At 39.6% G+C, this 13,289-nt stretch carries 5 protein-coding genes; all 5 read left to right on the top strand.

Going from position 1 to position 13,289, the window contains the following annotated elements:
* Positions 1–204 precede the first annotated feature (204 nt).
* The 5 genes from GD597_RS00165 to GD597_RS00145 all read left to right on the top strand — a co-directional run bounded on the left by GD597_RS00165 (position 205) and on the right by GD597_RS00145 (position 13,167).
* The gene (locus tag GD597_RS00165; protein ID WP_171605765.1) at positions 205–1,704 is read left to right on the top strand and encodes a recombinase family protein; all 1,500 of its coding nucleotides are present in this window, start codon (positions 205–207) and stop codon (positions 1,702–1,704) included.
* Complete coding sequence (locus GD597_RS00160) at positions 1,592–2,173, top strand: magnesium chelatase subunit ChlI family protein (RefSeq protein WP_235954134.1); 582 nt, start codon at positions 1,592–1,594, stop codon at positions 2,171–2,173. The genes GD597_RS00165 and GD597_RS00160 overlap by 113 nt, the downstream gene beginning before the upstream one ends.
* A 204-nt stretch (positions 2,174–2,377) precedes the next feature.
* Complete coding sequence (locus GD597_RS00155; RefSeq protein ID WP_171605764.1) at positions 2,378–2,827, top strand: hypothetical protein; 450 nt, start codon at positions 2,378–2,380, stop codon at positions 2,825–2,827.
* Between the two features lie 463 nt (positions 2,828–3,290).
* Positions 3,291–10,388, top strand: a complete 7,098-nt coding sequence (locus GD597_RS00150; protein WP_171605763.1) for a T9SS type A sorting domain-containing protein — start codon at positions 3,291–3,293, stop codon at positions 10,386–10,388.
* Positions 10,389–11,055: 667 nt separating this feature from the next.
* Complete coding sequence (locus GD597_RS00145) at positions 11,056–13,167, top strand: heavy metal translocating P-type ATPase (protein ID WP_171605762.1); 2,112 nt, start codon at positions 11,056–11,058, stop codon at positions 13,165–13,167.
* Positions 13,168–13,289 lie beyond the last annotated feature (122 nt).

Below are 13,289 nucleotides of genomic sequence, written 5' to 3'. Positions count from 1 at the left end.
TTTCTTTACGATTTATTTTGAAATCAGCAATAGCAGGATAAAATAAGCAAAAAAACTTTTCGTCTTTTGAAATATTCGATAAATAGAAGTGGCATTATTATCCTTGGTTTTTAAGAATAATAGGTGCATAAAATCATCGAATATAGGCGCAAAGCTCTGTATTTTTTCTAATCATTTTGTATCTTTAAGCAAAGGTAATTTCTCATGGAAGCAAAGAAAAATGTGGGTATATGGATTCGCGTTTCAACTGACATGCAGGTTCAAGGTGATAGTCCAGAGCACCATGAGCGGAGGGCAAGAATGTATGCAGAAGCAAAGGGCTGGAATGTGATAACCGTATATCAGTTAGATGCTCTTTCTGGGAAATCAATAATGCAATATTCTGAAACAAAAAGAATGTTGCATGATCTTGCAGAAGGTAACATCACCGGGCTTATTTTTTCTAAGCTTGCACGATTAGCAAGGAACACAAAAGAATTACTTGAAATATCAGAAATATTTAGAGGATATAATGCTGACCTTATCTCCCTGGCTGAATCTATCGATACTTCCTCTCCAGCAGGTCGGTTATTCTATACAATGATAGCAGCAATGGCACAATGGGAACGAGAAGAGATTGCAGAACGGGTGGCTGCATCTGTCCCCATTCGAGCAAAAATGGGGAAACCGCTTGGTGGTCAGGCCTCTTTTGGATATAAATGGGAAGGGAAGGAGTTGGTCATTGATGCAAATGAAGCACCGATTCGGAAAGTGATGTACGAGCTTTTTCTCAAAACTAAGCGTAAAAAAGCAACTGCATCTGAACTCAATAGAATGGGATATAGAACCCGAAACGGGTCATTATTTAGTGATACAACTATTTTGAGGTTGTTACAAGACCCAACTGCAAAGGGGATTCGCCGGGCAAACTATACAAGAAGTACTGGGGAAGGAAAGAAATGGGTTATAAAGCCGGAAGCTGAATGGGTTGAAATACCTTGTCCTGCAATTATATCAGCTGAGCTTTGGGATGAGTGTAATGCATTAATTGAAATGCAGACCAAGAGAAAATCAGCGATAGGCCCTAAAGTAGCATATTTACTCTCAGGATTTGTGCATTGCAGTTGTGGCGCAAAAATGTATGTTTATAATGAAAACCCGGTTTATAAATGCACCGGATGCAAACGGAAGATTGCTGTAGAAGACATGGATGAGATATTTCATGAGCAATTGAAAACCTTTTTATTGGTAGATGGGGATGTTGAATCAATTGCGGCAAGAACTGGCCAAGTGATTCAAGAAAAGCAAATTTTAGCTACTGCCATCGCCACAGATATACAAAAACTCAGAAAGCGGCTTGAAATCCAATGGAACCTACGAGTAGCAGGAGAAATTGAAAAGGAGGATTTTCAGAGCTTTTATGCTCCATTGAAGGAGCAATTGAAGCAGCTTGAAGATCAATTACCAGAACTGGAAGCCGAAATTGATTTCTTGAAAATTCAACAGCTTTCCTCTGAAACCGTCATAGAGGAAGCAAAGGATTTATATGCGAATTGGGTTAACCTGTCATTTGATGAAAAAAGATCCATTATTGAGACTATTACAGACCATATTGAAGTTGGGGAAGGTCAGATTAATATCGCTCTGGCATATCTGCCCGCTTCGCAACCCCTTTCAGAAATGGCGAGAAAAGGCAACGCAGGAGTGCCCCTGTGGTTACTATAATCATCCTGAAAAGGAGTGCACCTGCCCGCCGGGTGCCGTGCAAAAATACCTCAATAAAATATCTGGTCCATTGCTCGACAGGATTGACCTGCATGTAGAAGTTACCCCCGTACCTTTTAGCGAGCTAAGCAATAAAAACAACGTAGGCGAAGACTCTGCCAGCATCAGACAGCGGGTTATACAGGCAAGGGAAATACAAACAGAGCGCTATAAAGATACGCCCGGCATGTATGCCAATGCGCAAATGAGCAGCAAGCAACTACGGCATATTTGCGCCATTAACCAGGCTGGTGAAGCCTTGCTTAAAAAAGCCATGGAACGCCTAAATTTAAGTGCCCGTGCCTACGACCGTATTTTAAAGGTAAGCCGCACCATTGCTGATTTAGCGGCCAGTACCGATATTAAAGCCGAGCACCTTGCCGAAGCCATACAGTACCGCAGTTTAGACAGGGAAGGCTGGGCCGGATAATTGACAGATTATTAGCCCGGCATTTACTATAAATGTAGCTTTACTTGCGTCGCACACTTGTGCGGTTGAATGTGGGGCCGCAGCAAAGGGTAAATAAAGCTGTGAATGGGCTGGGAACTTATTTGAGGTTTTGAAAGAAGGAATTTTACATATTAATAAATGGTGGTTGCCAGCATTTACATACAGGTTTATATACAATAAGCTATGAAAAAGAACAAGATTGGCAGACAAAATTCGACCCCATATGATAAATATGTTTATGTGATTACATTGTGTGTGCTATTTATCGCTTTTTTAGTATTGTACTCTAGGTATAAGATGGAGAATGAAACTCAAATTTCTGGTGATAATGTAAGAGTACCTATTAAAGATATAGTTTGCAGCGTATATGATGGAGGCAAAAGGAATTTTATTGTAATTCTTCATAACAGAGCTAATCATATCGTAAATGTAGGAAGCCAAGCCTGCATAAATTATAAAATTGGGGATAGTGTAACTTTACTTCACAATATAAAGCATGACTTATATTATACCAACCCGGTTGATTCTTCAAATTCAAAATGGGGTGCTATACTTTTTGGAATATCTTTTTGCATCATCTTTTTGAACATGCTTTTCCCAAACATTGTTAGATTTCCTGCAGAAAAATATTAAGAACTGCCGCTGGTATTATCTAATATCGGTTTTGTGTTTTACATAACATAAGCTTGTTGCCTATTACAATGTTTTTTGTATTCAGAAATTATTTTAACCAGAAGCTTTTTACAGCCATTCTCTACATATTCCCCCATTTACACATAATTCTTTGCTGCCATTTTGATGGTGTACAAGTGAGTGACACAACGATGTTGCCTGATGCACCCATGCCCACCCAGTAGCTTTAGCCTTAACTGGCTGAATAATAACGATTAATACCTGCTTTGATCCGGCCAAACATTAACATCTCTGGCTATATATGAGTTTTGTGTAGAATAATTTCTACGAAAAAAACAGTACACGGGTAAGGTTTATAGGCATCGTATACTACACCGCTCCGGCCCTGGGTGTATGACCTTTGTGATGGATTCAAGAAGATAGAAAGCGAAAGCAACACCCTATATACCTTAAACTGTGAAAAATGAAAAAGTTATTTTCTATCCTGGCTTTCAGCACGCTTTGCATGATGTTTACCAGTACCCAAGCTCAAACTACCGATACATTAAAAGAGGCTTTTGGAATTTGGCAAAGCCACAGCGATGCACTCGATAAAGACAAATATCCCGAAATACATGGCCGTTTATTTAGTATTGCCTGGCAGGTAATTGAAACAGCCCCCAATGTATGGGACTGGCGCTATTTTGATAGCTGTTTGGAAGCCCGCAGTCAGGATGATTTGCCGGTTGTTTTGATGATTTTTACCAAAGAGGACGCACCACAATGGTTATATAGTAATGGTGTACCCAAAGTAATGGAAACTGATAATATGGGTAATACCGTTGGATGGTCTCCTTACTATATGGATGCTGATTATAAATTATTCTTTAAAAGAATGATCAGCACTGTACACCAACATGTTGAATCATTACCTGATACCATGCGTAATAAAATAATTTCTGTAGAAGCCTGTTTAGGCAGCACCGGAGATTATATTAGCTATAAAGGAAATGTAGAGCCTCAATACCAGATTTCAGGTTCACAGTTTTTTGATTTATACAAAGAATTTACACTATATTATTATAATGAATACCTAAATACAAATCCTAAAATTAATATTGGTAGTAACCCTAAAAATGATGGTGCTGACCAGGCTATCTGGTTTAGAGATAATTGCCCTGGCGGATGGATTAAAACAGGTTCTATTGGTAAAGGATACCAGTTAAATGATGAAGTAAGCAAAAAAGAATGGTTATACCCATTATTAAATGAACCACAGTTTAATACCAGTGACCCTTATATGAGGTCACGTTCTGAAATTACCGGTGGTGCTGTGTTTTCAAACATGTGGCTGGATGGAAAATACCGTAATATGTTTGCCTTGATGACCTATATGCTACACTGGGGTGTGGATATGAGCAATCAGGGATATGATCAAATTCTGGATGCTAATTATGATTCTTCTTTTTCTTTTTATGATAAATATGCAGGCGAAAAATATGCACCTAAAAGTGCACATGCCATGTGTGCATTACGCGATGGGTTGGATGCCGCAGATGTTGTTCGATTCCCTGAATCAGTTTACGGACCGGCTACCAGAACAGTAGAAAGATTAACAAGTGTAGTAGCCCCTTTTATGGCTTATGGTGCTAAATTAAATGACCCAGAATCTGCTATAAGTACCAATGAAATGGTACAGTTAAATTCTAATGGTATTAATGATGCAGGTTGGAATGTATTTGCCGGTAATTACGACAGGTTTATGCACCAGATTACACCTAATGAAACAAGTGTAGGTTACTGGAATGTTTTATCTGCCAATTATAATTCTATGTATGGCCGTTTTGCCAGAGGCTTTGATAATGCAAAAGGCAAAAATGCTTTATATTTTGATCTGGATAGTAATTTTTTAAATTATGAACCATTAGCAGCCAAAACATCCATATTACTAAAAGTAGTTTACTTAGACAGAGGCACTGGTAGCTGGCAGTTATTTTATGATGCATTAAACGATGCAAACAAAGCTTCTATTAGTGTTACATGTACCGGTACCAATATATGGAAAACAGCTTCTATCACCATTGAAGATGCTTATTTTGGCAACCGTGGTTTAAAAGGTGCTGATTTTTATATTAAAAGTATGAGTAGTGAGAATGTATTGTTCTCGCTTATTGAATTGGAAAGACCTGATCAAAACGCTTCAAACACTGGTTTGTTTGTTACCAATACCTTATCATTCGACAGCACCTGTATTAACAGTACTGTTGATGCTAAACCAATTATTTTAGGCGGATCATTTCTTAATGGAAGCCCTGTAAAAGTTGGTCCGTTAAAAGGCTTTTTATTTTTAGATACAATTAATAATGTGTATGCCGATTCATTAATATTTAATGATTATGGTGCTACCCTTAATATTGTAGTTAATGTAAAAGTAAACACTGCTAATGCCGGAACATTTGAAGGATTGATTCCTGTTACAGGTGGTGGTGTAAATCAGAAAAATATTTTAGCAAAAGCTATTGTGGTTAACAGTTCTCCGGTTATTACAGAGAATCTGATTAATGTTACCTGTTATAATGCTAAAAACGGAAATATTGATATTACAGCTACTGGTGGTTTTGGTACTATTGCCTATAACTGGTATGTAGGTGGAAAAGTAAAATATACTACTCCTGATATTACAGGTCTTACTCCTGGTGATTATTCACTGGAAGTGTTATCAGCTGCTGCTTGTAAAATAAATAAAACCTATACCATTACCCAACCCGATCCTATTAGTGTAAGTGTAACCGGTGATGATATGATTTGTAAAAATACCACTACTACAGTATATGTAAATGTTACTGGTGGTACAGCTCCTTATACAAATGCAGGAACCATTACCAATGTTTCTTCAGGCTGGGCCAGTTATAAAGTTACTGATGCCAACGGATGTACAGGTAGCGCACCATATACAGTAACCAACGGTACTGGTGTAGCCCCTGTAAAACCTGCAGCCATCAGCGGTGCTGAAGCAGATGCCAAAGGCTTATGCGGTGGTGGTATTTTTAATTATACCATTGCCCCGGTGAGCAATGCTACATCATATACCTGGACAGTACCTGCCGGATGTGCAATTGTTTCTACTTCAAATGGTGGTACACAACTAACCATGAGTGCCCCTGCTAATTTTAATTCAGGTGCTCTTGCAGTTTCAGCAAATAATACCTGCGGAAGCAGTGTTTCACAAACAAAAAATCTGGTAAGCATACCTGCTAATCCAAGTGCCATCAACGGTTACAAAGTAGTAGCTCAAAATCAAACAGGGTTGGTATACAGTGTAACTCCAATAAGTGGTATGCAATATACCTGGACAGTTCCTGGAAGTGCAAAAATTATCGGTAGCAGTGTAGGTGCATCTGTAACCATTAACTGGGGCAGTGCCAATGGCAGAATTAAAGTTGCCGCTTCTACAAGTTGCGGTCAGTCTGGCGTTTCAGTACTTGATATTACAGTGTCTTCAGGCACTTCATTATATGCTTCAGTTGCTGCTTTACCAACATTTGACCCCATTTGTGTAAATAGTAGTAATGTAAAATCATTTGTAATAAATGGGATGAATTTGAATGGTTCAGCTATTTCATTGGCTCCTGTATCCGGATATAGCTATTCAACCAGTGCTACAGGTACTTTTACCAATTCACTTTCTTTAACCAATTATGGCAGCAGTATTAGTCAAACAATATATGTTAAATTCCTTCCAGTAGCAGCAGCTGCTTATAATGGCAATATTGCTGTTAGTGGTGGTGGTGCTTCTTCCTTTAATGTTGCCCTTAGCGGTACAGGTGTAAGTAGCAGCCCTGTATTAAGCGCTGTAATTTCTGATGTTAGTTGTTTTGGATTACAGGATGGTTCAGTAGCTCTTACTGCCACCGGCGGTGCAGCTCCTTTTATTTACAGCTGGACAGGTGCAAATAATTTCACATCTACCACAAAAGATATTAGCGGCCTGGTTACCGGTAATTATACCGTAGCAGTTACATCATTAGGCGGATGTACCACCACAAAATCAATTGTAATTAATCAACCAGCCGCCTTAAGCATGACAGCAACTGCAGGTGAAATTTCATGCAATGGTGCAAGTACCAATGTGTTGGTTGCTGCAACAGGCGGCTCAATACCTTATACTGGTACAGGTAATTTTACCGCTTTTGCCGGTACTAATGATTATATAGTGACCGATAAAAACGGTTGTACTGCAAATAAAACCTTAGTAATTACCCAACCTCAGCCATTTGTTGTAACAACCTCACAAAATAATATAACCTGTAATGGCGGTACAGCAACCATTAACGTAACTGCAGCAGGTGGTACATTACCCTACACCGGCACAGGTACATTTACAGTACCAGCAGGTACCTATAATTATACCGTAACCGATGCCAGAGGTTGTAATGATACAAAATCAGTTACCGTTTCTCAGCCTTATAAATTAACCATGAGTATTGCTGCAGGTAATGTGGGTACCAATGGATTGGCTTCTGTTACCGTAACAGCCATGGGAGGTACCAGTCCTTATACAGGTACAGGTGTATTTAATGTTACTCCAGGTACACATGCATATGTTGTAACTGATGCCAATGGTTGTTCTGCAACAGGCAGTGTAACAATTAATCCATTATCTGATTTAACCGCTCAGGCAAATGCAGGTACTATCATGTGTAAAAATGGTACTACCTATATTGTTGTTACTGCAACCGGTGGATTAGCACCATATTCCGGAGTAGGTACTTATACCGTAACTGCCGGACAATACAACTATAAAGTAACTGATGCTATTGGTAATGTGGCATTTGCAAATGTAACTGTAAACCAACCTGAAGAACTGGTTGCTGCAGCCAATGCCAATGCAATACTTTGCTATAATGGATCAACAACCATCAATGTTTCTGCAACCGGCGGTACAGCACCTTATTTAAATACAGGCTTATTTACAGTAAAAGCTGGTACTTATTCCTATAATATTACTGATGCAAATGGTTGTAAAGACACTGCTTCAATAGTAGTAAACCAACCTCAGGTATTAAGCTCAACTGTAACAGCAGGTACAATAATTTGTAATGGCTCAACTGCCAATGTAACTGTATCTGCAACTGGTGGTACCCTGCCTTATACTGGCACCGGAACATTTGCAGAAACTGCAGGTGCTCATATATATACTGTAACAGATGCTAACGGATGTACTTCGGTTAAAAACTTAACCCTGGTTCAACCATCTGTTTTAAATACAAATGTTAAAGCCAGTGCCATTGTTTGTGCTGGTGGCTCATCTACAGTTACAGTTACTGCTAATGGTGGTGTTGCTCCTTATATTGGCACTGGAACCTTTAACATAACTGCCGGTACATATACATACACTGTAACTGATGCCTATGGTTGTGCAGTACCTAAAACCATTGTGTTGGAAGAAGGTACACTTACTACTCCTGCAAAACCTGGTATCATCAACGGTTTAAATGCTGATACATTGGGCGTTTGCGGTACAGCAACATTTGTTTACAATATTGATACTGTACCAAATGCCGCAACATATTCCTGGTATACCCCAGCTGGTACCTCTATATCTAGCACCAGTGCCGATGGTACTACCATGAGATTAATAGTAAATGGTAATTTTGTGGCAGATTCAATCTATGTAACAGCCAACAATGTGTGTGGTATTAGCGAAAGAACAGGTAAATTCATCACCGCTACTCCTGCTCAACCTTCTGCTATCAATGGCCTTACTTCTGTAAATCCTTTGAAAGTAAATGTTAGCTATAGTGTTAACGGCAAAACTTCTTTAAATTATTTCTGGACAGTTCCTCAGGATGCTACCATCGTATCAGGTCAAAATACAGATGCAATAAAAGTGAACTGGGGTATTAACCCAGGTACCATAACAGTACGTGCTTTTAATGGCTGCGATACCTCTGCTCCAATTAGCTTGTATGTTGGTGTAGCAACAGGTAGCCTAAGTACTTCAGTAAATGCACTGCCTGCTTTTGATACCATTTGCGTAAACAGTATTAGTGATGCTAAATCATTCACCCTTACTGGTAGCGCATTAAATGGTTTTGATGTGATAATTGGTGCGGTAAGTGGCTATACTTTCAGTACAACTAATTATGGTACTTATACTGATTCTTTAATCATCTCAGGTTATGGCACTTCTATTAATAAAAGCATTTTTGTAAAATTCAACCCTAATGGGGCAGGTAATTACAACGGTGTTATACCTGTATATGGTGGCGGTGCAAATACTGCCTCTGTGAATTTGCTTGCTGCTGCAGTACAAAGTGCACCTGCCTTAAGCGCTCAAATTACCAATATTACCTGCAATGGATTAAAAAATGGTGCTATAGATCTTACTACCACCGGTGGTGTTGGCCCATTTGCTTATAACTGGAATGGTACAGGTAGTTTTGATAAATCACAACAGGATATCAGTGGATTGTCTGCTGTTAATTATACAGTAACTGTAACTGCTTATGGTGGTTGCACCAGCAGTGCTACTTATACTGTAAACCAACCCGCTGCCCTGGCAGTAAGTGTATCTGCTGATGCAATGATTTGTAAAAACACCACCACTAATGTGTATGTTTCTGCTGCTGGTGGTACTTTACCTTATACAGGCACTGGTACATTTACAGCTGCATCAGGTTCTTCTCCCTATACTGTTACTGATGCCAATGGTTGTGCTGTAACAAAATCTATTACCATTGCCAATGGTGCTGGTGTAGCACCTGCAAAACCAGTATCTATCAACAGTACATCTGATGCTAAAGGCCTATGTGGTGGTGGTAGCTTTACCTTTACTATCGATCCGGTTGCTACAGCAACTTCTTATAGCTGGGCTATTCCTGCTAACACAAGTATTAGCTCAAAATCTCCCGATGGTACCCAAATCGTATTATCTGTGCCTGCAAACTTTAATACAGGTACTTTAAATGTAACAGCCAACAATAGCTGCGGTATTAGTGCAGCACAAACAAAATCACTTACAGTTATACCTGCCAAACCTGCTGTTATCAATGGTTCTACCAGCGCTAAAGCACAACAAACAGGTATGGTATACAGTACAAGTGGTATTGCCGGTTTAACTTATACCTGGACAGTACCAGCAGGTGCCACTATCACTGCCGGACAAAATACACCAACCATTACAGTTAAATGGGGTAACAATGCCGGTAATGTAAATGTAAAAGCAGTATCTAATTGTGGTAGCTCTTCCAACACTAGTTTATACGTTGGTATTTTGCCTTCTTTCTCTGGTCAAAATGGTTTAGAAGCCTCTAGTACCAGCAAAGTAAGCAACCCATTAATTATGCCTAACCCGGTTAAAGACATTGCCTATATGGTATTCAATGCCGATACAAGCATGCAATACAATATCATCATCAGTAATCTTGCCGGTAAAGTATTACAACAGTTACAAGGTGTAACAGTACAAGGCGAAAACAGAATTAAAATAGATGCACGCAATTATGCAAATGGCATGTATTTGGTTACCATGATAAATGCAGATGGTACCAGAACAAATATGAAACTTATAAAAGAATAAAATAATAAAACGCCGGCAATGTTTGGCAAATAAGATCTTTTAAATACACAATTACAGCATCGAAAATGCAATGCGTTATCGATGTTGTTTATACCCCGGTGTATAAAAAAATTGTTAGAGAAAGGTAGGTACTAAAATATCTGCTGTGTATTCCTACACTGGCAGATTTTATTTTGAAATTAATAAATGATCATATAACAATGTATTCAGAGAGGGTAGGTAATAACTGCTGTGTAGTCTTGCACTGGCAGTTTTTCTTTTTTTGAATACAATTGTACTTACGAATGTTGAGGGTAGACGGATAGGTACATGGCCCGCTCTGTATAGTATACAGGGTCGGGCTTTTTTATTGTATGGGGTTTTATTATTAGCCGGGCAAAGGCAACAATAGCAACATCCTTGCGTCGCACACTTGTGCTGCAGAATAAGCATGGGCTTTTAAATGCTGATATATGGCCCGAACGTACAAGAGTGCGACGCAAGAATATTTCATAGCAGTACAAATGCCGGGTACATGATGGCAGCATTGTTTTTTCTATAACACAGATTTGCAACAGCGTTATAAAGATATTCCGGCATTAACAAAATAGCTTCTATATAATGTAAATACCTTTGTGCCATATTCTAAGGTGCTTTTTTTGGGGCACCGGCTAATAAACAATATTATATGGAAACAGTGAATTGGAAAGTGGAAGGCATGAGTTGTACCAATTGTGCACTTAGTATTCATAAATACCTCGAAGCAAAAGGACTTGATAATGTTAAAGTAAATTTTATTGGCGGCGATGTAAGTTTTAACCTGAGCAATACCCTTACCAAAGAAGAGTTGGAAAAGGGGATAGACAATCTTGGTTATCATGTAGTAAATGGTACACCCGGTAATAAAGCCCCTAAAAGAGTTTTTAAAAATCACCTGCAACGTTTTTTATTCTGTATCATATTTACCGCACCAATGCTGGCAGGTATGATTCCCGGTATACATATTCACGCACTTATGAATCCTTATGTGCAGCTGGGTTTAACCATGCCGGTGTTTCTTGTGGGTATGGATTTTTTTGGCCGTAGCGCCATTAATAGTTTGTTGAAGGGTATCCCCAACATGAATGTATTAATTGCATTGGGTGCCTTATCGGCCCTGGTGTACAGCCTGTATGGTACATTAATTGGTCAGGCAGAAGAATACATGTTTTACGAAACCACAGCCGCCATTATTACCCTGGTTTTTCTTGGTAATTATTTGGAAGATAAATCAGTTGAAACTACACAGGCTGCATTAAAAAAATTAACTATCTCCCAAAAGATTACCGCTAATATGATTGCTTATGATGAAGACCATAACGAACATATTTTTCCCGTAGACAGCAATAGCTTAAAAGTTGGCGACCTGATACTTATCAAATCCGGCGAATATGTGCCCATGGATGCCAAAGTGTTATGGGGCGAGGCCAATGTAAACGAATCTATTCTTACCGGTGAAAGCCTGTCTGTAGAAAAGAAAATGAATGATAAACTAATTGGCGGCAGCATAATAGAAAGTGGTACCATAAAAGCATATGTAACTGCCGTGGGTGAAGAAACCGTACTAAGCAGTATTTTAAAACTGGTAAAAGAAGCTCAAACCGAAAAGCCACCCATACAACAAATGGCCGATAAAATAAGTGCCATATTTGTACCGGTGGTAGTTGGCATTGCCTTGCTAACGTTACTGGCTAATTATTTTTTTACCGATATTGGTTTTGGCGCCAGTTTGTTAAGAAGCATTGCAGTATTGGTTATATCATGCCCCTGTGCCATGGGGCTGGCTACACCTGCTGCCATTGCTGTTGGCCTTGGCCGCGCAGCACGCAATGGTGTGTTATTTAAAAATGCACGTAGCCTGGAAGTATTTAAAAATATTAAGCAGGTAGTATTTGATAAAACAGGCACTTTAACTACTGGTGCATTTGCCATTGCAGGTTTTAACACCACCATAGATGAGGAGGAATTTAAACGCATTGCTTTTTCTTTGGAAAAATATTCCACCCACCCAATTGCCAAATGCATTGCACGTACATGGAAAACAAAAAGCGATATTCGCTGGGCCGCCATACAGGAAGTTAAAGGTCAGGGAATGCAAGCTACAGATAAAGAAGGTAATACCTATGCAGCAGGCTCCTACACCATTGCTGCACAGTTTACTGCAGATGATACACACAATATTTACATACTACGCAATAACCAGCTCATCGGCTGGATGGATGTGGCCGATGACATACGCCCCGAAGCAAAACAGGTAGTACAGCAATTGCATGCCATGGGCATTAAAACAGTTTTATTAAGTGGCGACAGAAAAGCTAAGTGCGATACCGTTGCCCAACAACTGGGTATTGACGAAGTAATTGCTGAGCAGTCGCCGGAGCAAAAACTACAAACCATTGCTGCATACAATGCCATAACACCAACCGCCATGATTGGCGATGGTATTAACGATGCCCCTGCACTGGCCAAAGCCACCGTAGGCATTTCACTAAGCGATGCCTCTCAAATTGCCATGCAAAGTGCGCAGGTGGTGTTAATGAGTCACGGAATAAAAAATTTACCATTATCGCTTGGTTTAGGCAAGCATACTTATATCACCATCAGGCAAAATTTATTCTGGGCATTTATTTATAATATCATCGCCATACCCATTGCGGCTCTTGGTTTTTTAAACCCCACATTTGGTGCGCTGGCCATGGGTTTAAGCGATGTGGTTTTGGCCATCAACTCTTTACGTTTAACCTGGAAAAAAGTAGTATAAAAATGGGGGGCGTGCCCTTGCGGGCCGGGCTATTCGCTGCAAGTCCTCGCTGCACTGCGTTACGCTGTGGGCTTTCCGCTGCTATCCCTCACGCAACAGCCATAATACAATTATCTTTACGG

This window comes from Limnovirga soli, assembly GCF_013106755.1.
Lineage (GTDB): Bacteria > Bacteroidota > Bacteroidia > Chitinophagales > Chitinophagaceae > Limnovirga > Limnovirga soli.
Note: the sequence above shows the minus strand (reverse complement) of the source record. Positions and strands in the feature narration are given on the sequence as shown.